This is a genomic window from Streptomyces sp. NPDC001852 (genome assembly GCF_042891825.1).
GTDB lineage: Bacteria > Actinomycetota > Actinomycetes > Streptomycetales > Streptomycetaceae > Streptomyces.
Window position 1 is genome coordinate 153,909 of the sequence record NZ_JBIATN010000008.1, and the last position, 21,250, is coordinate 175,158.

A 21,250-nucleotide genomic window follows, 5' to 3' on the forward strand; every position below is an offset into this window, starting at 1 on the left:
TGGATCAGACGGGCTGGTAGTCAGCGTGAGGAATGCCCACGTCCCACACCGCCTCGAAGGCGTCGGCACACAATTTGATCACCTGGGGGTCGGTGCTGAGAGACGGCTCCAGCCACTCGCCCTCGCCATCGAAGTGGTTCACGAGAAGCAGGGACGAGTCGAACAACCAGAAGTCGTTGCCGGGCAGGGCGATGCCGGTGGTTTTCCTGCGAGGCAGCCAGCGCACTTCCTCGCCGGCTGCGATGTTCAGGCCGTCGGTCACCTCGTGCTCGAAGCGGATGTACTTGCTCACCGGCTCGGACACGATCCGGGCACGGCGGACCCTCACTCCTCGGCTGGTTGCCTCGGAGACCAGGGCGAGCCAGTCGGTCCACCTCTCGGCGGGGTCGATCGCTGTGCCGGCATCCCAGTCGACGTACGCGGGGTCCGACTTCATGTAGGAGTCCCGCATCTCCAGATGCACTGCCGATTCACGGCAGCCACGGAACAGCTCCTCAAACGTCGGAACCGTGGTCACGCTGTACCTCCAGGAAGAACTGGACCATGCGTCGCGGGATCTCCACCACGGATTCATGGCCGGGGACGTCCATCTGGCTGAGACGCTCGTCGTCCAGCACTTTCCATCCCTGCACGAGATAGGTGTCCTTCTCCTCGTCCAGATACACCGTCGGCGAGCCGCCGCTCGGGCTCTCCGGGTCCTTGCCGAGCTTGCGCAGGGACATGGGTGTCCACCTCCGTCGTAGGTGACGATCCGTGTGCCAGAGCGTGCCCGACGAGGCGCCTCGCGGGACAGCAGCTTGCCAGAACTTGCCAACGTGACTATCCGGACGCTGAAGAGGTCGCCGCCCACTCGCTGAGCAACTGCCGTGCCGCGTTGCCGGTGTACGCGTGCTCGGCGAACACGCCGAAGATCCGGACGTAGTGCTCAATATCCTCTGCTTCGCGTACCACAACCCGCCCGGTGAAGACTTCCAACGTCGCCAGAGTTGTGTCGTAGAGGGTGAAGGTGTTGAACGGAATCTCGGAGACCCGAGCCGACAAAGGAAGCACCTTGAGATCTACATTCGGGCGACGTGAGAGGGAGACGAGATGCTCGATCTGCCGCTCCATGACGGCTGCCTCGCACAACTGCCACCGGATCGCTGACTCGGTGAGCAGGAACTCGAACTGCTTGTCGAGGTCATCGAGTACGGCTTGCCGTTCCAGCTTCAGCCCGATGACTCGCTCGACGTCCCTTGTCTCCGAGGCTGACGTCTTCGCCATGACGTGTCGCAGGTACTCGGGTGTCTGTATCAATCCCGTGGGAATCGCCGGGAGAAAGTACCGCAGGTGCGTAGCGTTCCTTTCCAAGGTAGCGAGTTCATGCTGGACGCCACTCACAGCGCTGGACTCTGGTTCCAGCTTCATTCGACCCCCAAGTCATCTCGGCAACCCCGTGTTCGAGCGATCCCCACCACCCCGGCAGAGCAATCCGGCGGACACCAGGGTACGCGGCATGTGAAGAGCGCTTCGATGCTGAAGCGCCGCTGGATGTGGCAGACCGTAGCAGCGGGATCGCATGAACAGGGTTCTGGACGATCCGAGGCAAGGCCGTGAGCTCAGCGCAGGAGGTGGTCCGCCCTACCTGCCTTGATGTCCCGAATCATGGTGCGCAGGGCGTCCCGAGTGTCAGTGATGAAACGGTCCTCCTGTCCGACCACCGCTATGTACGCGTTGCCGTCCTCATCGGTACCGATTCGGAAGCACGAGTTGCCCTCCCCGCAGAACGGCTCTTCCCACTGGATCTCGGTCATCACGCCTCCTGGAGTTCGTGTGTGATGGCGCGGATGAAGTCCTTCGAGTCGCAGGGGGACAGCGCAAGCTCCTCCATCCGGTCCATATGAGCACGGTACTTGGCCAGTTCGGCTTCGCCGTACAGGAAGTCCGGACCGTGGGAGTTGTCGATCTGCACCGTGTCCAGTTGCGCGGCCGGGCCCTCTGCATGCAGGACGGTCTGCCCTGCGCCGGGAAACCCACCATGGGTGAAGGGGACGACCATCACAGTCACACCGTCCTTCTCCGACTGCGCGAGGAGGTATTCGAGTTGTTCACGAGCGATCCGGGGCCCTCCGAACTGCATCCGAAGCGCCGCTTCGTGCACGATGGCGGTGAAGGCAGGAGCTGCCTCAGCCGAGAGAACCTCCTGGCGCCGGTTGCGATGGGCCGCCCTCATCGCCACCTCGTGTTCCGGAAGTTGTGGAAGGACGGCACGGAACACCGCCAGTGCATAGTCCGTCGTCTGGAGCAGCCCTGGGATGTGTACCGTACATGCAGCACGCATGCGAACAGCTCGGTGTTCCAACTCGGCGATGTCCAACAGCCCTTGAGGAAGAGCACCACGGTACTGCTCCCACCAGCCCTGAAAGCCGGGCGAGGCCATGTCGACAAGGGCGTTCACGTACTTCTCGTCGGTGCACCCGCAGTGATGGGCCAGGGTGCGCAGGCGTTCCTCGCTGATGTTGCGTACGCCGGACTCCATGTAGGAGATCTTCCCGCGGTCGACGCCGAGGAGCTTCGCCGCCTCTTCCGCAGACACGTCTGCTGCCACCCGCATTCTGCGCAACTCGTAACCAAGGCGCTTCTGCCGCTGGGTCGGAACTTGCTTCGGGGGCATGTCGATCCTTCCGTGTCTGCTCAGACGGCAGTCTGCCGTGTGCCCGCACCCTCATCCACGATCGAGCTAATTTGCTGGAACATGTGGCAAATTTACCTGCCAAGCTTCTAGGTTGAGCAGCGAGCCGCTGATCCATGGCGAACAGAAGTGCATCGCGCATGCCTGCCTGGTCTCTCCTGCCCTGGGAGAGGTGGGCTTGTGCCAGGGCGACAGGCCACTGCTTGCCGAGCAGTACAAGACGACGCGCAGGTGAAGGAGTCGAGACATGGAATGCAGTGCATGTACGTCAAGACGACCCTGGGAGTTGCCCTTTCTCGCCGTCCCGGAGGAGGTGGTCGCGCTGAGACGCGTGCTGAAGATCCATCTTCGTCTCTGGGGACTACCGGAGCTGATCGATAGTGTCCAACTCTGCCTCAGTGAGCTGGTTTCCAACGTGATCAGGCATGTTGGTCCAGGTACCCCTTCAACCCTCGTCGTCTCCATGTACGGCACCCGCCTGCACATCGAGATCCATGACCCCGACAGTCGGGCCTTACCGACGCTGATCGACGCGAACGGCGATGCAGAGTCGGGACGCGGCATGGCGCTCGTCGCTGCCTGCTCCGACCGCTGGGGCGTTCAACTCCTGCCCGATCGGAAGGTCACGTGGGTCGAGTTCGAGACCACCTCGAGCACGCCGAACGGCCACAGCCAGAACCTGCACGTCTCAAGGGCCGCGAGCGTCCTCAGCTTGTACAACATGCGGCAGCCTGCGCACCCGGCCGCATCGAGCCGACTGAGTGCCACCACGGCCGAGAGGGTGGTGGTCGCGGCCATCGCGGACCTTCTTCATTGGCTTCAGGCGCACGGCCATGATGTGGACCAGGCTCTGGACAGGGCTCAACTGCAGTTCGAGGCCGAGGCGGAACAGCTCGCCAAACGGTAACCAGGGGCCGGCCCGAACCTCAGCTCTGTGCCGCGCGACGACAGCCCGGACCTGGATTCGCAACAAGGTTCCGGGCTGTCGGACTCACGGGGTACGATGTTCAGCCGCGAAGATATGCGTGTATTGACGCAGCAATAGCCTTGCCGAGAGGGATCGGGACGGCATTTCCGATCTGTGTGGCGATTTCTGTCTTCGAGCCACACCAGCGAAAACTGAGCGGGAAGCCCTGAATGCGGGCGGCTTCGTAGTGAGTGATGGGGCGTGGCAGCTCAGGGTGCAGGTAGCGACCTTTTTCCGGTTTGAAGAACTCGGTACGAATGGTTACCGAAGGTTCGCCGTACCGGAGGCGGCCCATGACGTCACCGGTGCCGGTGTTGTGGTTGTCCCAGCTCTTCGTCGAAAGATATTCGACAGGTGTCCTCACGCCCGGGGGATTGGGCGTGTCGAAGACGTGGATCTCGTTGAACTCATCCACTGTGTACCACTTGTCGCGCAGGTCCTTCCGGTTACCACCCGGCGGGATGGCGCGATAGCGGGCTCTGGAGAGTGCTTCCGGGTTTCGGCCGAAGTGCAAGTCGAGAGTCGTGAAGATCCCCGGTTGTACGGAATTCACCTCGGGAATGAATTCCTTCCCGTCTGGAAGTTCGGTACCTCGTAGGTGGCACATCGCTGATTCGGTGAAAATGTCGTCCACCGCCTGCCAGTACGACACTCCTGAATCCAACCCAACGAACTGCTGGGCTGCGGCCGTGTGCAGGTGCTTCGGCCGCCGGAGGTGCGTTCTCGTGGGGTACGTCAACGTCCGGCCGTTTTCGAGATCGCGACGAACGCCGATGACGATGGCGCGACGACGCGCCTGGGCTGCACCGTAATCAGCCGAGTTGAGCAGGTAACGCCTGATCTTCTCTTCGCTGGTGTCGGAGGGTGCGTGACCAGGCGGATCCAGCAGTCGGTACTCGGAAAGCTTGCCGTCTGGCTCAACTTCGTTGAGCAGATTGCGAAACTCGTCCGACTTCAGGAAGCGGTCGACGTTCTCGATGACGAATACCTTGGGGCGGATTTCGGCAACGATTCTGACGTACTCTTCCCAGAGGCGATTGCGTTCACTGCCCTTCTTGTTGCGGTTCAGCGCAGAAAACCCTTGGCATGGCGGCCCTCCGACCACGACATCCGCGTGGAGAGCTTCCGGCGTCGGCTGCCACTCTTCGATGTCGCCCACGTGGACGCGGGCAGCGGGGATCCGCTCGTCGGGCCGGAGGCTTCCGAAGTTCACGGCGTACGTGGCAGCCGCGGCAGCATTGTGTTCGACGGCCGCGATGCTGTGGAAGACGGGCCTGTCCGCGGCTCCTCCTGCAGGGCGAAACTCGTGAAACCCCTGAGTAAACCCACCGCAGCCACTGAACAGGTCGATGACTGTGATGGGATCGTGAGCAACGGGACGAGACGTGACCATGGGGCGATTTTAGCCTCGGAGTGCGGCCGCGATGGCGAGACCTACAGCAGTGGCGAGGGGTGGAGGCATCGCGTGCCCCACCTGACGATACCGGGATGTCTTGCCACCGTGGAGTTTCCAATCGGCAGGGAACGACTGGATCATCGCGGCTTGTTCCACTGTGAGCTTGGGCTCATCGTCGACCGAGAAGTCCGGTCCTGGCGGTTCGTCACCGAGGCTGTTGCCGTTCACGCCCAGCGCAGCCCATGCCTTCTTGCTGCCGGTTGGGCCGAGGTCCGCGCCCCCTCGCCGGTCGGAGCCTCCGACCAACGCGGGGGCGATGCGATCCGCCCTCCGGATCCAGTGCCCTGCTCCCGGCCAGCCCCGGGCGGACATGGACGGGCCGAGGACTTGGCCCACGGTCGGAGCCGGCGCTCCGCTCGGCTCCGGCCAGGCGAAGCGAGCGAAGTAAGGGTCCCGGAGAGCTATCAGGAAGCCACTCTTGCGGTTCTGAGGGACGCTGAAGTCTGCAGCGTTGAGCACTTTCCAACTCGAACGTAGGCCTGCCCTGAGCAGTTCCTCCTCGATCCAAGCACGGTCAGCGTCGAATTCAGGATCGTCGATGAGGTCGGGAACGTTCTCGAAGAGCACTGCCTTCGGCTTGATCTCACACGCCAGGGAAATCGCTGCGCGCAGCACCCGGCGTTCCTCTGTGTCCTCTGCTCGGCCGACGGTCGCCAGGGACTTCACCCGTGGCAACCCGCCGCTGACGAGGTCAACTCCCGTGACGTCGGGACGCAGGCCGAGATGGAACTGAAGGACATCCATGCAGATAATGTCCCATTCAGGCCGGTTGAGCCCGATGGAGAAACAGGCATCGGCCTTGGTTTCTATGAGCATCACCGGGTCGAAGCCGGCACGTTCGAGCCCGAGTGCCTGTGCACCTGCACCAGCGCATATTTCCAGCGAGCTGAACCGCCCAGTGGCGATCCGAGGCCTGGAGACGGACTCCAAGACTGGTTGCTCGTCCTGGATCGGGGTCACCGAAAGAGAGGCGTCCCGGGCATCGCTTGGCACGACGTTCTGCCGCCGAGTCGCAGGTGTTTCCGTGGCGATTGGTGCGTCTTGACATTGCGCTTCGACAGACTCTCGGGCGACTGCACGGAGCTCGTCGTCGAGTGCATGCTCCTCGATACCGTCGAACAATACGAAGGGTGCGAGCCGAAGTAGTCGCTTGAGGAAATCACGGAGTGTGTCGCGTTCGTTCAGGCCTCTCAGATCCAGATCCTGCCACACGCGCAGGATCGCGCGGACGAGGTGGGGGCTGCCGCCGAGCACGGCGCGTCGGGCGTAGATCTGGTCGAACGCAGCCTCACCGAGGATCTTGAGAGCAGCGTACGGTTCCGGATCGTCGGTCGAGCGCACGAGCTGAGCGCGCCACCAAAGCCGGCCGAAAACGTGTCGTGTGAGGTCGGTGCCGAGAACGCGATCTTGCGGCGGCTGGGGATAGCGCCAGAAAGCGACGTCCGGGAGGACGATCAGCGCCAGAAAGGCCCAAACGTCCCGAGATGCGGCTTCAGCGGGCACCATGCCCATCTCGGCGTGGAGTAGCGCAGCCAACTGCAGATCGAACTCCGAATTGCGGGTTCGGTCGGAGTTGTCCGGGAAACCCGCCTGCTTCGCCAGGTCGAGAACGCCCTCCCTCAAGTCACGGAGTTGAGCAGGGGCGATACGGTCGCCGCCTGTGGCCACGTAGACGGCTGAGTCGTGTGCGAACGCCGCACGGCGGGACAGGTCGCCGACAGCGAGTTGCCGGTATTCGTCGAAGAGCGGTCTCGCCTGTGCGGCGAGGAGCCGAGGGTACAGGAAGCTCATCACGACACCTCGAAGATTCTTACGGCAGCTTGCAGGTCCGAGGCGAACAAGGCCGGTGACTGCCGTTGGCGCAGGCGTACGTCATTGATCGACTGCCCTGGAAAGAGCTGATCGAACAGGCTGAGCAGCGTGGTACCGAGCGAGCCGTCCGTGAAGTCGGCATTCTCTGCGAAATCGTCATCAGCGAGGGCGTGCTCGATCATGATTCTGGCTGCATCCGCGTAAACAGCGGACAGCACGATCCGGTCAATGGGGCGAGGCCTGGCTGCATTTTGGAACGCTGTGGCCGTGACCGCGTTTCGCTCGTTGACCAGCAGGAGCAAAGCCCCCATCGTGGCGTGCTCCATGCCACCACTGATCTGTAGGTGCCATGCGGCGTCATCCGGGAACGAAGTGCGGGCGAAGTCGATGACCGCCATCGGGAATTGGGGTGCATCGCCCTGCAGACGCAATTCCGCTCGGTCGCTCCAGAGCACGGAACCCGCTCGCCGCGGCGACGAGGGACGGGCGTCGCTCCTCCGATCGGCCAGCACGAGAGCTGTGTCCAGGAGCAGCAGGCCGCCGAGATCGGAACCACGCAGAAGCACGTCGAATTCCGTGGTGACGGTGCCTGTTCCCGTCAAACGCAGGTGCTGAGCCGGACCGCTCAGATTCGATCCGGTGGCCGTCCACACGGCGGAGATCAGGAGAGAGGCATCTTCCGGCAGGCCGGACTGCCGGCGCGCCTGGTCCACATCGATGCGGACGTTCCTCCGTACCCGCAGATCCATGTGATAGTCCCAGTCCGGCAATGCCTCGGGCAGTGCCACCTCACCGTCCTCGACGACGAGTTGCCACGAGTCGGCATTGACGACGTCCTCCGAGGGAACGCGATAGGGAAGGACGCGCCGAGTCACGGGCCCTTCACCGCCTCGACCTTGATGCCGATCTCAGTCATGGTGTCCGGCGCAGGCCGCACGACTGCGCGCCAGACGGAGTCGCCGCCGTCGAGTACCTGGGGATCCGCGGTGTGCAAGCGGCCCCTGTCGTCCTCCCAACCGACCAGCTCGGGCATGCTCGCACCGATGGGTGGATCGGTCTCGCGACCGCCGGTCCCGGGGAGAGTGACGGCAAGGTCGATCCGTACGCGTTGGGGTCCCGGTACGGGAAGTCGGAACTCCTGAATCAGCACGGAGCTGTTCCCGCGATCGTCGTAATAGGGCTCGCCGACGTACTGCACTCGCGGCCGGCGGGCAACGGCACCTCCAATGGCGAGTCCCGCGTTCCCGGAGAGTGACTGTTCGCTCGTGCCCTGGGATCCGAGGCCGTTGACCATTTCGGAATCGAGCCCTGCAGGTCCCTGTGCCTGACGGCCTGACGCCGCACGCTTCGGCTCGACGGCCTCCGACCTTGTGTCGCGCACCGCGGTACTGCCGGGTTTGGCGTAGGCCGTGGCCCCACCGATTCCCCAGGCGCCACCCACCAGGCCGGAGAACATCGAACTGGCCGCGCCAAGTGCCACGCTGCTTGCTCCCGGACGTGCCACGCCGCTGAGGGACAGCAGCCGTTCCAGAGCCTCGTTGATCCGCCGGAATGTCGTTTGCACGAAGGTGCTTTCCGGTCTTTCGAGGGATTGCGGGTTCCAGGCATCGTGCGTGGGCGGCTCCGCCTTGGCGTAAACATCGTCCATTGCCTCGTCGGCGCGGAAGACACCGGCATAGCCCTGATTCGTACTGGGCGGCTTGGGCCCTGGATGGTATGTGACCACGAGCTCAGCGGGGCGCATCAGGCAGACATGATGGATCAGGTCCTCTATGTCCAGCATGCGTGAGGCCCTTGTTGCTTCGAGCGGCGGCATGATGCGCTTTACCACACCGAGTCGCCCCAAATGCCGCTTGGGCCTCTGACATTCGAGGTCGGTCCCCTTCGGACCTGCCATCTCTTCGTACGCCACGACGAACATGTTCAACGGCCGGGTACTCCGAGGATCGGGTACCGGATGTGGTACACCGTCACACGTGACCGAGAAATGCATGGCGGCCGGCCTGTCAGCGGTGCTGATCATCTTGGGCCAGAGGTGCCAGGCAATGGTGTCGCACAAGTAGTCGGCTGCCTGGGGTGCTTCGAGTTCGTCGAGGCTCGGATCAATCACGACGACGGTCGTACCGGTCTCACGCGGGCCGAAGGCTTTGAGGCCGAGGCGCTGCGCGGTGGTCTCGGCCGCCTCGCCGACAAGCGGTTCGACGACGCTGCCCGAAGTGTCACCCCACCAGTGCCTACCCGTATAGCGACGTTCACCCCGGTCTGCGAGAGCCACGTAGCTCTTCCACAGGGTGCAGCCGATCAGGCGGGTCTCGTACCCTCCGTGCGGTGCGCGGCAGCGGGAATGGACCAGCACCGTGCCGGGCTTGGACAGCAGGTAGAAGATGCCTTTACCGAAGCCGTAGGTGCCGCCACCCAGAGCGGTGTCGCGAGGTTCCCCGATGTTGCGGATGAAGGAGACGAAGTCGCGGTCGGGGCCTACGGCATCGTCTGCGCGGGTCGGACCTCCGAGCCCGCGTGTACCCCGATCGGAGACCGCCAGTACACGGATCGAACCTCGCCTGAGCGTCTCCCGCAGTGGAAAATTGTCGCCGTTCGGGGCGGGAGCGCCTGAGAGCAGCAGCTCTCTCCACGCGCCGGTGTGGGCAGGGCCGACGGTCCACATGTCGATGCGATAGTCGACTGGAACGTCGGACTGCGGAAGGCGGGCATCCCAGCTGTTCTGAGCGGACTCACGTACGAGGATGGTGAGCAGGTCGAGTTCCGGACGTCCCAACTGGTTGCGGATGCCTTCAGCGGCACTTGCACCTTCCGGAGGATAGGGCTGGGAGAACCACCGAGGCATGGTCACACAGACTCCTGGATCAGACGGTCGAGCATTTGAACTGCCTCGTCGGCGGTCATGGGGGCGGGTATGTCGGCGGACAGGTCGATTGTGTAGTCGACGTCCAGAACGGACACCGGTACACCTGCGTTCAGAAGGGTTTGCTTCGTAAGCCGAGGGAAGTCGCACGACACCCGATACCATCTTTCCTCCTCGACTACGAAGCGAATGCCTCGATACTTCTCCGCATCGATGGGGCGGTAACCTGCCCCGGCGAGCATGGTGAGGAGGGCGGTCTCGTCGTCGCATGAATGAAGCGTCTGCTCCAGTAGCTCCAAGAACCCGAGTCCGGCATCACCTGCGCTGGGCGTCTCAAGCCGGAACCAAGCCAGGCAAAGCGTGCCTCCGGGCGGAGGGTCGAGCTGGTCGAGCCCGTGTATCCGGGGCTTTCGGCTTCCGGTCGCGGCACTTGCTTTGACTTCTACAGCAGCCTTCCCCGCGGCGAAGTCGTGGGTGTGCCCTTCAGGTCCTCGCCAGATCCGGTGGGCGCTCGAGTCGCGTGAAAGGAGCCGTTCCAGCACCAGCAGCTCACCGAACAGGCCGGCGATCTGTTTAGGGCCGAGTGGAGCACTTTGTGACTGGAAGAGAGCCTTCCAGCGGTCAAGGACCCCATAAAGGGCCTTGACCGGATTCTCGGGCAGGGCCGCTGTCGCGCTCAACACATCGACGCACAGATCGGTGAACAAGTCGTTGAGATCTGCCCGCAAGCAGGCGAGATCGGCATACGTCTGGTAGGTCTCATCGTCTTCCAACGGACGCTTCCGCAGCCGGAGTACGGGCCCGTCGGGACTGGTACGGATCTTCCGGTGCGTGTGTACCGGCACCAGCACATGACGGTACCCCTCGCGATCGACGCCCGCAGCCAGGGTCCCTTGTGCCGTCATGACTGGCAGCTGTGACACACGCAGGCGGCGTTCTCCGGTGGTCTGCTCGGTCTCGAGTGCAGCCCAATGGTCCTCGAGCAAATTTCGGAAGGCCTCGTCGTTCACGCGTCTTCGCCTTCGACAAGCAGGCTGTAGTCCTCGTCCTCTATCCGCAGCCCCGAGAGGTTGGCAGAGATGTACTTCTCAACGGTGCTGTCTCCATGCCCCTGTTTGGGGAAGACCAGACCCACACCTATGACGTGCTCTTCGGCGTTCAGCGGAGCGCGGAGCTTCTTGGTCGGGCTGGGTGCGGAAACCTTGTCGATCGGATAGAGAACCAACAGCCCAGTGTCTGGCAGAAGATCGCGCCGCCTGTCCATGATGACCTGCTCGGTCAGTTTCGCCGCGTCGCCGTCCAGGTCCACAGCGGCATCGCGGCGGCTCATGAGCGTCTTGATGTCGGCGAAGTACGGATCGGGATTGCTCACGGCAAGACGCGCACGGCTGTTGAGCCCAACGCTGATGCCGGGGGCGAGGTCGAACGACTCACCTGCGGGATTGCCGACGATCGCCACGTTCCACCGGCGGAGGGAGTCGGCCGTTTTGATCCGCTTCTGAATGTAGCCGATGATCAGGTCGGCGTCGTTTTCAGGGGATTTTTCGTGGAATTTGTACGTGGCCAGGAAATCAGTCACCACGTCATGTGGTACGTCGCGGAAGACGTAGCGCCCCTCCGACAACCGAGAGTCGATTTGAGTCGCACTCGACCGAGATGCGGTCACCAGGTCTCGTGCTGCGGTGATGTTCCCGCGGAGCCAGTCAGCGTCCGTCCGGAAGTAATGCGTCTGGACTCGCTTGCCGCCGTACGAAGAAGCCGCTGTGACAGCGTCGCGCATCTTGGCCGCCGCAGTGACACGCAGTGCCGGGTGTGTGCGCAGGCGTACGGCGAAGGTGAGTGGTGTCTCGGCCTCCGTCATGTATATGTCGATGTCCCGACGCATTTCCGTCTCGACGGTGGCGAGGTGGCGGAACCACTCGGCCAGTTCGTCGGTCATCCAGATCCGAGGCAGATCCGCGTAGCCGTTCCTGAAGCCGAACCAGCGTCCCATCTGCAACAACGTGTCATACGCAGAGACGGCACGGACGAAGTAACTGACCGACAAACCTTCGAGGGTCAGCCCACGGGAGAGCGTGTTGCCACCCACGGCGATTGCCACAACAGGGCCGTTCTCATAGTCCAGGCGATCCTCGCTGCTGGAGTTGTCCATGATGATGCGGCAGCTTCGAAGCACACCGGGCAGCTCGGCTGCCAAGTCGTCGAAGGGGACCTTCTTTTCTCCGAACTCCTCCGCAGGGACGCGAGCGGTCTCCTCGTCCCAGAGGTCACGCAGCCGGGAGAGGAAGCTCGCATCGGCGAGGGATTCACCGGCGCGCTTCAGCAAGTGTTCCAACGGACGTTTGAAGCTGTTGTGCACAGCCGTGTTGACGCTGGTGTGAACCAACATGGTGCTGTGCGGGTTGCCCTTACGGCGCACACGACGGGCTGCCGTGGTCAGCCAGAAGTACTCGACGGCCCTGCGGAGGGTGTCGGTGATGACCGGTTCGAAGCCTTCGACGTCGGCCCTCGTCTCCGGGCGGACGCAGGGCACATCCTCGTCGGGGACCGAACGGATCATGTCGTATCCGTCGTCGACCTGCTCGGGATCTTCGCCGTCGAGAGCATAGCGGCCGAACAGGACCTCCGTTCCGAAGTGCCCCTCCGGCTTGGGGAGGTTCACAACGAAGTCACGCGGATACAAGTCCTGTGCGCTCGGATCAATGAGCAGGTTGGCGAAAGGAGAAGCCGTGTAGCCCACGTAGGCGGAACGCGGCAGGCTGCTCATGATGTTGAGGATCAGAGGGTTGATGGACTTCGTGGCCACCGTCGCCTGATCTGCCTCGTCGTCGATGATCAACGCCGGGCAGTCCTGCAAGTAGTCCGCGGCCTTCTCCAGCCACTGCGCCAGTTTGCGAAGCACCGTCGCGTTCTTCTTGACCACGCACAGCACGTGTGTCTTGTTGCTCTTGCCGAAGTAGGCGGCCGGATTCTCCTGGGGAGTGAAGTCCTTCTCCAAGCCGGTCAGTTGGGACCACAGAGACGGGTTGGGTTCCACGAGTTGCTGGACCAGGCGGGCTTGGGTCTGGCGTCGGAGCCCGTTGTGGATGCCGGCCAGAACGATGAAGAGCTTGTAGCCGCGGTCGGCTGCCTTGGCCATGACGGAGGTGAAGTTGGTCGTCTTTCCGGACTGCACGTAGCCCACGACCAGACCGCGCGTCGAAAACGACTTCTCCTTCGGGTGGTTCAGCAGGGAAACCACGCGAGTCGAGGAGTCGTCGAGATTGCGGATGGCGGGTTCATCGGGCCAGCCGTCCTTCCGCAGCAGTTCAACAATCGCCGGCCAGCACTTGTCCTTGTCCTGCGGGCCGGTGTACCACGTGTCGCGGTTCCCGAGGATGACGGCATGGGGCTCTTCGAGTTCCTTGATGCGTATCGTGTGCCGTTCGTGGCGCTCGCGGATCTCCTGGACAATCTCCGGCCTGACTCCCAGCATCTCCAGCCGCTTGACAGCTTCGGAAGGCGGGAAGGCGTCCAGGAGCGCCTTGAACGTGTCATACATGCCGTCGAACTCGTCGGTCATAGGATCCGACCGCCCCCGCTCCCACTCGTTCACGTGTCTGGATCGGCAGGCCCTCGTGCTCCGGAAGCCCTAGCGTCCGGGAGGCGTCCCAGCGTCACCTTTACAAGGCCTACACATTATTAGGTCAGATGGTTGTCACTACCAAGGACCGTGTCCGGATTGATGCTTGGTGCGGCCCGGCCACCCTCTGGGGTGTGACCGCCCTTCGGTGCCACCGACCGTGCGATTCGGCGTGCCACCTCCTCGGGGGATTCGTGCTCCCAAAAGCGCAGCACCGTCCAACCCGAGGCCTGCAGGTGCTCCGTCGTCTCCAAGTCGCGCGTCATGTTCTTGTCGAGCTTGGCGCGCCACCACGCAGCGTTGGCCTTTGGATGCGTAGCGTGCTCGGGACAGCCGTGCCAGAAGCAGCCGTCCAGAAAGATCGCAACCTTGGCCTTGGTGAAGACGATGTCGATCGTCCGCCGAGGCATGCCCGGTACCGGCCGGTTCACTCGGTATCGCAGTCCTGCCGCATGGAGAAGCCGACGGACCGCGACTTCGGGCGCCGTGTCGCGCGATCCCTGTCGGCTCATGCGAGCGGAAACGGCGGCGGAGGAAGGCACGGCATGTGACACGCCAGCAATTCTGCCGGCGCAACTGGAGCGGTGTGGCCCTACCGGGGAATGGGTACGCCTCGGGATCGGATCTGTTGGGCACCGGCTGAGCCGCCCGCGTCTCGGCATTGTCGTGCTTCCGCGGCCCACCTCAGGGCGCGTCCGTTCCGCTGCGCTCCACTCCCTCGTCGGCTGACGCCGATGGCCGTGCGGGCCACCCTTGATCCGGGCCGCTCCAGCACGGGGGAGAAGCGAGCGGCCGGCCCGGGAAGGCGGGGCTCAGGTGGGTGGTCATCCGGTGGGCTGGATGGTGAGCCGGAGTGAGGGGCGCACCAGGCCGGGTTAGCGGCTTGCGGAGGGGCGCGCTTTCTTATGCGCCATGGCATGCCTCATAGCTCTGGGGCGCCCCACACCAACACTCCGCCCCCCGAACCGGCGGCCAAGCCACCGCCCGCCCCCGCGCAGCCAACGTCGTCGCGTACTGCGGCAGCAGTGCGGCATCGTCCGGGGACGAGCCCTCCGAGGCCGCGAAGGCCTCGTACGACGGGACCGTGCCCGTGACGATGCCGAGGTTTCCCGTGCCCGAGGCGGACAGCTCGCGCAGGGAGGACTCTATGGTCGACAGGTGGGTGTCGTGGGAGGGGTACTCCGTGGCGAGGGTCGGGTACGCCGAGAGGAGTTCCGTCAGCTCGCCCGCCGGCCAGTGGAGGACCGCCACCGGGAAGGGGCGGGAGAGGGCCTCTCGGTAGGCGCCCAGTTCGGCTCGGAGGCGGGAGATCTCGGCCACCAGTTCCGCCGGGTTGTCGGAGCCGAGGGACCAGACGCGTTTGGGGTCGTGGAGTTCGTCCAGGGACACGGGGGACGTGTGGAGGGTGTCGGCCAGGGTGTCCCAGGCGTCGTGGGGCAGGCCCAGCATGCGGCGGACGCGGTGGCGGCCGTAGAGGAGGGGGTGGGTGGCGGGCGCCGGTTCCGTGTCCTCCCCGGCCGGCAGGAGCAGGCCGGCTCCCTCCGTGAAGGTCTCCGCCGCCGCCTCCAGCTCGTCGTGCGACTCCAGGGCCTCCGCGATGATCACCCAGGGGGCCGGGTCCCGGGGAGCGGTCGTACGGATGCCGTCGATGATCGCCCTCGCCTCGGCCTCGTGGCCGTACTCCCAGAGGTTGGAGGCCTTCAGGGCGCGGACCAGGGCGGGGTTGTCCAGGCCGTCGGCAGTGGAGAGCAGGCGGTCGTAGAGGGTGGTGGCCGCGGGGCGGTCGCCGGACAGTTCCAGGTGGGCCGCGGCGCGCAGGAGGAGGGCCTCGGCGTCCTCGGGGTACAGTCCGGCGGTCCGCTCCAGGCGTGCCGCCTCGGCGGTGTGGTCGACGTTCTCGGCAGGCGTGTCGGGGCGCATGGGGGACACCGTACTGCCGAGCGGGACTGGGCGGGGTAAGGCCTGGTCAGGCTCCTGCCAGATCTTTCCCGCACCGTCACCCGGATCTCCCCTACACCGTCACTCCGTCCACCTGCAGCGTCTGGATCGACTTCGGCGCGAAGGGGACCGACAGGGTCTTGCCGGAGAGGTGGGTGTCGGAGTGGGGGGTGTAGAGGTCCGCGCCGCCCGTCGTCACCGTGTTCCAGCGGGGGACCAGGCCCCCCGAGCCGCCGGTCACCGAGGAGAAGCGGGAGAGGTCGAAGGTCAGGGTCTGGGCGGAGGATGCGGTGTTCGCGGCCACGATGACCAGGCGGTTCGCCTGCCGGTCCAGGGCCGCCGCCGCGTAGCTCGCTCCCGTGTCCAGGATCGTCATCCCCGGGCGGATGTGGCGGGTGAACTGTGCCAGCACGTAGTACTTCGTCTGCACCGCGCCCGGCTGCAGGGTGCTCGCGTCGTACGCGATCGTCGCCCAGCCCGCGCTCGGGTCCATCACCTGCCAGTACACCCACGCCGTGGGGTGCAGCCAGCGGAAGTCGTAGAGGAGGTTGCCGGCCAGGGTCAGGCCCGTGGCGTCGCCGTCCCCGGTCTCGGAGTTCCAGAGGGCCTTGCCGGCCGTGGTCACCACGTCCGTGTAGAGCAGGTCGCGGCGGCCGCCCGGGCCCTGGTAGCCGTGGACGTTCACCCGGTCCACGTAGCCCTTGGTCGTGGAGGAGAAGGAGTCCCAGGTGGTGCGGGCCAGGTCGTAGGTGTTCTCGTCCGAGGCGGAGATCTTCGTCGTCGTCAGGCCCCGTTTGTTCAACTCGCCGCGCAGGTAGGGGAGTACGGCCGACTGGACCGTGGCGTCCATGTGGCAGCCCTCCTGGGTGCCCGTCGCCGTCCACCAGGACGAGGACGGTTCGTTGAAGGCCTCCACCGTCGAGAAGGTCACGCCCCAGTTCTGCTGCGCGTACAGGGCCACCGACGCCAGGTGGGAGGCGTGCTGGCGGTAGTTCCAGGACTGGAGGTTGTTGCCGCCGTCCGAGGCGCCCGAGGGGTTGTGGTTCAGGCACATCCACCACATGGGGGAGTTGGCGAAGAGTTCGCTGATCGCGCCGCGTTGGGTCGCCTTCAGCAGCATCGCCCGCTGGGTCGCGTCCGCCGTCCACTTCCAGGACGACGACGTCGGGTCCTCGTTCGTCCAGTCCTGCCAGTAGCCCTCTATCTGCTTGAACTTCGGGATGTCGGGCGAGGCGACCATCGACTCGCCGTTCACGCTGTTCCAGCTGCACGCGCCCAGGTTGTAGCGGGCTATGTTCAGGCCGAGGCCGGGGAGCGCCGTGCCGTTGTACGTGGTCGTCCTCGTCGTGAAGAAGATGTCCGCGAAGTCGTCCCTCGCCCCGAAGACGTTCGCCCACCAGGCCAGTGACGTACCCCAGCCCTCCCACGTCCCGTAGGTCGTCGACGGGTTGACGGAGATCGTCGCGTCCGCCCGTGCCGTGCCCGTGGCCAGGGCGCTGCCCAGGATGCCGCCGCCCGCCGCGGCCAGCAGTGTTCTGCGTCGGATCATCGCTCTCTCCGCCCTCTCCCTCGCGGCTCCGGCAGCAGGAAGCATCGGGGGTGGCGGGTGGGGTTGTCGAGAGTTCTGACAGTGCTTTCTAAAACCCGTTGAGGAAGCGCTCCGAGGTTGCCGATTCATGTGCGGCTATGGCCAGTTGTGCCCGGTGCGCCTACCCTGCGGGCGGCTCCCGGGAGGCCCATGGAGGTGGGTGCGGATGCCGGCATGGTCGGGCGTGCGGGTCGTACGGCACAGCGATCGGCGCAGGCGCGCCCGGCGGCGGCGCGTGCTGTGGGGCGGGGCCGAGGTGCTCGTGACCGTCGGTGTGCTGCTCATGCTGCTGGTCGTGCACCAGCTGTGGTGGACCAACCGGGAGGCCCGGCGCGGCGCCGAGCGGCAGGTGGAGGCGCTGGAGCGGGAGTGGGGTCATCAGGGGTACGGCGCCGGGGGCGCGGCCCCGACGCCCACCGGGCCCGCCGCGTCCGCTTCGACCCCGGACACCTCCGCGTCCCCTGTGCCGCAGCGGTCGTACACGACCGTCAGCCTCCCCTCCCGCTCTCAGGCGTACGCCGTCCTCACCATCCCCCGGCTGGGTCTGCGTGTGCCCGTCGCCGAGGGCGTGAGCAAGGCCGACGTCCTCAACAAGGGGTACGTCGGCCATTACCGGGGAACCGGGCAGCCGGGGCAGGCGGGCAACTTCGCGCTCGCCGGGCACCGGAACACGTACGGCGAGCCCTTCCGGTACCTGCCCCGGCTGCGGCGCGGGGACGCCATCGAGGTGGAGACGCGGACGGCGACGTACACGTACGACGTCGACCAGGTCCTGCCGCAGACCTCGGCGACGGACTCGGGGGTCATCCGGCCCGTACCGCGCTCCCTGGTGCGGCCCGCGTACGGGTACTCCGAGCCGGGTTACTACATCACCCTGACCACCTGCACCCCCGAGTTCACCTCGCGCTACCGGATGGTGGTGTGGGGGAAGCTGGTGTCCATGCGGCCCAGGTGACAGCCGTCAGCGTTCCCGCAGCACCAGCACGCTCACCGCCCCGACCGCCGCCAGCCCCGCCGACACCAGCAGGGCGATGTTCGCGCCGTGGGCCAGGTGTCCGGTCGAGGTGGCGAGGGCGATGGTCAGGGCCACGCCGGCGCAGGAGCCGATGTAGCGGAAGGTCTGCTGGGCGCCGGAGCCCATCGCGGCGCGTTCGCGGGGGACCGACTCGACGGACAGCAGGGGCAGCGCGCCGTTGAGCAGGCCGCTGCCGATGCCGCCGACGATCAGGCCGGGCAGCAGCCGGGTCCAGGAGCCGGAGGCCAGGGCGCCGAGCATGGTCAGGACGGCGATGGTGTGCAGGGCGAAGCCGACGGCGAGCTGGGTGCGCGGGGCGATGCGGCCGACCAGGTGCTTGACCTGGAGGGCCACCGCGAAGCTGAGGCCGGACCAGAGGAGGAACAGCCAGGCCGTCTGCATCGGGGACAGCCGGAGCGTCTGCTGGAGCAGGGCCGGCAGGAAGCTGAACGTGCCGATCACCGCGAGGCCCGTGAACAGGCCGCCTGCCGAGGAGGCCAGGAAGCGGGCGTGGCGCAGCAGGCCGAGGTCGATCATCGGAGTGGCGGTCCGGTGTTCCACGGCGGCGAAGAGCGCGAGCAGGAGTACGGCGGCGGCCAGCAGCAGTCCCACCGGTGCGCGGAGCCAGCCGTCGCGGCCCAGGGTCAGGGCCGCGACCAGGGCGACCAGGGCGAGGCCGAAGGTCAGGGCGCCGAGGACGTCCGGGCGGCCGCCGCGCGGGGCGCGGGACTCGGCCAGCGCACGGGTGCCCAGCGCGGCCACGGCGACGGCGGCGGCGCCGAGCACGCCGTACGCCACCCGCCAGGTCGGCAGCGCGCCCGCGACCAGCGGGCCCACCGCGATGCCGCCGCTGACGAAGGCGCCCCACACGCCGGTCGCGTGCAGCCGGCCGCGCGCGGTGGGGAAGGCCGCCACGAGCAGGCCGAGGCTGCTCGCCAGGATCGCCGCGCTCGCCGCGCCCTGGGCGATGCGGGCGAGGGTGAACTGCCAGGTCGAGGTGGTGAAGGCGGCGAGGGCGGTGGTGATGCCCAGGGCCAGGGTGCCGGCGAGGAAGACGCGGCGGCGGCCGTAGTCGTCGGCGAGGCTGCCGGCCACCAGGAGCAGGGCGGCGAGGCCCAGCGGGGTGCCGTTCAGGAGCCAGGCCTGGCCGGAGAGCGGGGTGTGCAGGGCGGCCGCCGTGTCCGGGAGCGTGACCATCGGGGCCGTGTACGTCATCAGCGCCACGGCGGTGGCCGCGCTGGTCAGGGCGAGGGTGGCACGGGGGCGTGCGGGGACGTCCGGGGCGGTCGTGCCGCGCAGGGAGGTGGCGGTGCGGGTGGTGGCGGAGTCGAGCCCGGTCATGGCGGGGGTCCTGTCTTTTCCGGGGCATCGGTTCAATCATTGAACCTGCATGACTTCACCACCGTAGCATCATCGGTTCGGTCACCGAACCGAGATGTCGGAAAGTGGCTACAGTGGACGGCATGGCACTGGGCAAGGACTACGCGACACAGGAGTGCTCGATCGCCCGCGCGCTCGAGATCGTCGGCGAGCGCTGGACGCTGCTCGTCGTCCGGGACGCGCTCTACGGCGTGCGGCGCTACAACGACTTCCTGGTCCACCTCGGCATCCCGCGCGCCGTCCTGGCCGCCCGGCTGCAGACCCTGACCGCCGAGGGCATCCTCGAAAAGCGCCGCTACCAGCAGTCGCCGCCGCGGGACGAGTACGTCGTCACCGAGCGCGGCATCGCCCTGTGGCCCACCCTGCGCGCCCTCGGGCTGTGGGGCCGCGAGCACTTCACCGAGACCCGGCTGCGCGACTTCCGGCACGCGGACTGCGGCACGGAACTCGGGCCGTACGGCGAATGCCCCGCCTGCGGGATCGTCGTACCGGTCGGGGATGTGGTCATGGTGCCCGGACCGGGCCTCGACCCCGACCCGGCGGATCCCGTGAGCAAGGCCCTGCTGAAGCCGAAGCGGCTGCTGGAGCCGCTGGAGACGGAACCCGCCTGAGGGCGCGCGTCGCCGGTCACGAACTGCCCGGACCGGTGCCCCTGAGGATGTCGACGCCGACCTGGTCGGTCGCCTCCGGGCTGCCGCCCAGCCGGTGGACGACCACCCACCGGCCGTCCGCCACGGCTCCGGCGAAGACCGAGGCGTGACGGGTCGCGCCGTTGTGCCAGTGCAGCTCACCGGCCGTCTGCCACGAGGGCGCGGGATCTCCCAGCCGGCGCTCCAGCACCAGCCGGACGAGCAGCTCGGCGACCGCGCGCGGCGTCGCCCACAGGCCGCCCGCCGGAAGGATCGCCCCGTCCATCGTCCAGGGCCTGCGGCCCCTGCCGAGGAAGCCCGGCGCCAGCAGGCGCCGGTCCGGGTCGGGGCGTGCGCTCACCTCGTGGACGTCCAGCGGCCGCAGTACGTGCTCCGCGAGCAGTTCCTCGTACGGCGCACCGGCCGCGCGGACGAGTGCCGCGCCGAGGACGGCGTACCCGAGGTTGGAGTACTCCTCCTCCTGCCCCGGCGGCCGGACCACGACCCCGTCCAGCCGCCCGAGCAGCCGGTGCAGGGCGTCGCCGTCGAACGCGGCGTACGGATCCCGGCCCCCGGCGCCGGGCGGGAGGCGCGGCAGCCCGGACGTGTGCTCGGCCAGGTGCCGCAGCGTGATGCCGGTGCGCGGGGCGGCGGGGAGCAGGCGCTCGACCGGGTCGTCCACGTCGAGCAGGCCCGCGGCGGCCATGCGCATGAGCGCTGTACCGGTGAGCACCTTGGTGAAGGAGCCGATCTCGACGAACCGGTCCACCGCGTGACCGTCGGCGACGCGTGCGGGGATCGTGTCGCTCAGGACGCAGAGGGGAGTGCGAGGCATGCGGGGCCTTTCGGGTGTCCGGTCGGGTGTTCGGGCAGGGAAGGCGTTCGGGTATAAAGGGCAAGTAGACGTCGGTGGTTGAGACCGCGGGGAAGCGTTGGGGGGTTGCGAAGTGATCCGCAGGCTCGCGCGGTCGCGTGCGCTCGCCGCGCTGCTGCTCCTCCTGCTGCCGGTCCTGCTGCTCGACACCGGCACCCTCACCACCACCGTGGCACTGGCCGCGACCACCGCCGCCGGTTCCGCGCTCGCTCTCTGCTCCCTGCTCGCCGCCCGCTCCGCGCCCGCCGTCCCGCCCACCCGGGTGCGTACGGCGATCCGCGACCGAGCCCGGCGTACGGCCTTCCTGCCGCAGCGCGATCCCGACGCGCCCGGACGGCGCCGGCCCAGGGCACCCGGGCACGTCCTTCCGGCGACCGCCGCGTAGGGCACGAACTCCCGCGTCACCGTGGTGCGTGACCCCGCGCGGGTCGTCAT

Annotated in this window: 20 protein-coding genes; 4 read left to right on the forward strand and 16 right to left on the reverse strand. The window is 66.5% G+C overall.

The features are described 5' to 3' along the window. Positions 1–4 precede the first annotated feature (4 nt). From ACFYZB_RS16235 to ACFYZB_RS16255, 5 genes are all read right to left on the reverse strand, one after another. Positions 5–517, reverse strand: coding sequence for a DUF6879 family protein (locus ACFYZB_RS16235; protein ID WP_388758804.1), 513 nt, complete (start codon positions 515–517; stop codon positions 5–7). Further along, positions 495–722 (reverse strand): hypothetical protein, encoded by a 228-nt coding sequence (locus tag ACFYZB_RS16240; protein ID WP_388758806.1) that lies wholly within the window; start codon positions 720–722, stop codon positions 495–497. The genes ACFYZB_RS16235 and ACFYZB_RS16240 overlap by 23 nt, the downstream gene beginning before the upstream one ends. A 97-nt stretch (positions 723–819) precedes the next feature. Next, positions 820–1,407: a DUF5753 domain-containing protein gene (locus ACFYZB_RS16245; protein ID WP_388758808.1), complete on the reverse strand. Its 588-nt coding sequence runs from the start codon at positions 1,405–1,407 to the stop codon at positions 820–822. A gap of 191 nt (positions 1,408–1,598) precedes the next feature. Continuing rightward, positions 1,599–1,793: a hypothetical protein gene (locus ACFYZB_RS16250; protein WP_388758810.1), complete on the reverse strand. Its 195-nt coding sequence runs from the start codon at positions 1,791–1,793 to the stop codon at positions 1,599–1,601. Next, entirely contained in the window at positions 1,793–2,653 is an 861-nt protein-coding gene (locus ACFYZB_RS16255) for a helix-turn-helix domain-containing protein (RefSeq protein WP_388758812.1), read from the reverse strand. The genes ACFYZB_RS16250 and ACFYZB_RS16255 overlap by 1 nt, the downstream gene beginning before the upstream one ends. 265 nt (positions 2,654–2,918) lie before the next feature. Between ACFYZB_RS16255 and ACFYZB_RS16260 the strand changes: the two genes are divergently transcribed. Next, the gene (locus ACFYZB_RS16260) at positions 2,919–3,578 is read left to right on the forward strand and encodes an ATP-binding protein (RefSeq protein WP_388758814.1); all 660 of its coding nucleotides are present in this window, start codon (positions 2,919–2,921) and stop codon (positions 3,576–3,578) included. Between the two features lie 100 nt (positions 3,579–3,678). Here ACFYZB_RS16260 and ACFYZB_RS16265 read toward each other — a convergent pair whose 3' ends face one another. The 9 genes from ACFYZB_RS16265 to ACFYZB_RS16305 all read right to left on the reverse strand — a co-directional run bounded on the left by ACFYZB_RS16265 (position 3,679) and on the right by ACFYZB_RS16305 (position 16,878). Beyond that, entirely contained in the window at positions 3,679–5,031 is a 1,353-nt protein-coding gene (locus ACFYZB_RS16265) for a DNA cytosine methyltransferase (protein ID WP_388758816.1), read from the reverse strand. A gap of 9 nt (positions 5,032–5,040) precedes the next feature. Then, positions 5,041–6,885 carry a DUF6339 family protein gene (locus ACFYZB_RS16270; RefSeq protein WP_388758818.1) on the reverse strand — a complete coding sequence of 615 codons (1,845 nt, stop codon included), beginning with the start codon at positions 6,883–6,885 and terminating at the stop codon, positions 5,041–5,043. Continuing rightward, a complete protein-coding gene (locus tag ACFYZB_RS16275; RefSeq protein ID WP_388758820.1) occupies positions 6,885–7,781 on the reverse strand; it encodes a hypothetical protein in 897 nt (298 codons plus the stop codon). The genes ACFYZB_RS16270 and ACFYZB_RS16275 overlap by 1 nt, the downstream gene beginning before the upstream one ends. Beyond that, positions 7,778–9,757, reverse strand: coding sequence for a hypothetical protein (locus ACFYZB_RS16280; RefSeq protein ID WP_388758822.1), 1,980 nt, complete (start codon positions 9,755–9,757; stop codon positions 7,778–7,780). The genes ACFYZB_RS16275 and ACFYZB_RS16280 overlap by 4 nt, the downstream gene beginning before the upstream one ends. After that, positions 9,754–10,779, reverse strand: a complete 1,026-nt coding sequence (locus ACFYZB_RS16285) for a PD-(D/E)XK motif protein (protein WP_388758824.1) — start codon at positions 10,777–10,779, stop codon at positions 9,754–9,756. The genes ACFYZB_RS16280 and ACFYZB_RS16285 overlap by 4 nt, the downstream gene beginning before the upstream one ends. Beyond that, positions 10,776–13,331 (reverse strand): Z1 domain-containing protein, encoded by a 2,556-nt coding sequence (locus ACFYZB_RS16290; protein WP_388758826.1) that lies wholly within the window; start codon positions 13,329–13,331, stop codon positions 10,776–10,778. Before ACFYZB_RS16290 ends, ACFYZB_RS16285 begins: the two co-directional genes overlap by 4 nt. Positions 13,332–13,450: 119 nt before the next feature. Continuing rightward, positions 13,451–13,945: a very short patch repair endonuclease gene (locus tag ACFYZB_RS16295; protein ID WP_388758828.1), complete on the reverse strand. Its 495-nt coding sequence runs from the start codon at positions 13,943–13,945 to the stop codon at positions 13,451–13,453. A gap of 349 nt (positions 13,946–14,294) precedes the next feature. Continuing rightward, positions 14,295–15,311, reverse strand: coding sequence for a hypothetical protein (locus tag ACFYZB_RS16300; RefSeq protein WP_388758830.1), 1,017 nt, complete (start codon positions 15,309–15,311; stop codon positions 14,295–14,297). A gap of 91 nt (positions 15,312–15,402) precedes the next feature. Next, complete coding sequence (locus ACFYZB_RS16305) at positions 15,403–16,878, reverse strand: beta-1,6-galactanase (protein ID WP_388758832.1); 1,476 nt, start codon at positions 16,876–16,878, stop codon at positions 15,403–15,405. 205 nt (positions 16,879–17,083) lie between these two features. On the opposite strand from ACFYZB_RS16305, the gene ACFYZB_RS16310 reads away from it, so the two are divergent. Then, positions 17,084–17,872 (forward strand): class E sortase, encoded by a 789-nt coding sequence (locus tag ACFYZB_RS16310; RefSeq protein ID WP_388758834.1) that lies wholly within the window; start codon positions 17,084–17,086, stop codon positions 17,870–17,872. 6 nt (positions 17,873–17,878) lie between these two features. Here ACFYZB_RS16310 and ACFYZB_RS16315 read toward each other — a convergent pair whose 3' ends face one another. After that, on the reverse strand, positions 17,879–19,273 hold the full coding sequence (locus ACFYZB_RS16315) for an MFS transporter (protein WP_388758836.1): 1,395 nt from the start codon (positions 19,271–19,273) through the stop codon (positions 17,879–17,881). 122 nt (positions 19,274–19,395) lie between these two features. Here ACFYZB_RS16315 and ACFYZB_RS16320 point away from each other — a divergent pair, with 122 nt between their 5' ends. Then, complete coding sequence (locus ACFYZB_RS16320) at positions 19,396–19,923, forward strand: winged helix-turn-helix transcriptional regulator (protein ID WP_388758838.1); 528 nt, start codon at positions 19,396–19,398, stop codon at positions 19,921–19,923. Between the two features lie 16 nt (positions 19,924–19,939). Here ACFYZB_RS16320 and ACFYZB_RS16325 read toward each other — a convergent pair whose 3' ends face one another. Further along, on the reverse strand, positions 19,940–20,776 hold the full coding sequence (locus ACFYZB_RS16325) for a serine hydrolase domain-containing protein (RefSeq protein ID WP_388758840.1): 837 nt from the start codon (positions 20,774–20,776) through the stop codon (positions 19,940–19,942). A gap of 112 nt (positions 20,777–20,888) precedes the next feature. Between ACFYZB_RS16325 and ACFYZB_RS16330 the strand changes: the two genes are divergently transcribed. Continuing rightward, positions 20,889–21,200 (forward strand): DUF6412 domain-containing protein, encoded by a 312-nt coding sequence (locus tag ACFYZB_RS16330; protein ID WP_351207222.1) that lies wholly within the window; start codon positions 20,889–20,891, stop codon positions 21,198–21,200. The last annotated feature ends 50 nt before the right edge of the window (positions 21,201–21,250 follow it).

Bases quoted from the DNA above. Each gene is read 5' to 3' on its own strand.
- ACFYZB_RS16240 (WP_388758806.1), bottom strand. From the start codon at position 722: ATGTCCCTGCGCAAGCTCGGCAAGGACCCGGAGAGCCCGAGCGGCGGC.
- ACFYZB_RS16245 (WP_388758808.1), bottom strand. From the start codon at position 1,407: ATGAAGCTGGAACCAGAGTCCAGCGCTGTGAGTGGCGTCCAGCATGAA.
- ACFYZB_RS16250 (WP_388758810.1), bottom strand. From the start codon at position 1,793: ATGACCGAGATCCAGTGGGAAGAGCCGTTCTGCGGGGAGGGCAACTCG.
- ACFYZB_RS16255 (WP_388758812.1), bottom strand. From the start codon at position 2,653: ATGCCCCCGAAGCAAGTTCCGACCCAGCGGCAGAAGCGCCTTGGTTAC.
- ACFYZB_RS16260 (WP_388758814.1), top strand. From the start codon at position 2,919: ATGGAATGCAGTGCATGTACGTCAAGACGACCCTGGGAGTTGCCCTTT.
- ACFYZB_RS16265 (WP_388758816.1), bottom strand. From the start codon at position 5,031: ATGGTCACGTCTCGTCCCGTTGCTCACGATCCCATCACAGTCATCGAC.
- ACFYZB_RS16270 (WP_388758818.1), bottom strand. From the start codon at position 6,885: ATGAGCTTCCTGTACCCTCGGCTCCTCGCCGCACAGGCGAGACCGCTC.
- ACFYZB_RS16290 (WP_388758826.1), bottom strand. From the start codon at position 13,331: ATGACCGACGAGTTCGACGGCATGTATGACACGTTCAAGGCGCTCCTG.
- ACFYZB_RS16300 (WP_388758830.1), bottom strand. From the start codon at position 15,311: ATGCGCCCCGACACGCCTGCCGAGAACGTCGACCACACCGCCGAGGCG.
- ACFYZB_RS16305 (WP_388758832.1), bottom strand. From the start codon at position 16,878: ATGATCCGACGCAGAACACTGCTGGCCGCGGCGGGCGGCGGCATCCTG.
- ACFYZB_RS16310 (WP_388758834.1), top strand. From the start codon at position 17,084: ATGCCGGCATGGTCGGGCGTGCGGGTCGTACGGCACAGCGATCGGCGC.
- ACFYZB_RS16315 (WP_388758836.1), bottom strand. From the start codon at position 19,273: ATGACCGGGCTCGACTCCGCCACCACCCGCACCGCCACCTCCCTGCGC.
- ACFYZB_RS16320 (WP_388758838.1), top strand. From the start codon at position 19,396: ATGGCACTGGGCAAGGACTACGCGACACAGGAGTGCTCGATCGCCCGC.
- ACFYZB_RS16325 (WP_388758840.1), bottom strand. From the start codon at position 20,776: ATGCCTCGCACTCCCCTCTGCGTCCTGAGCGACACGATCCCCGCACGC.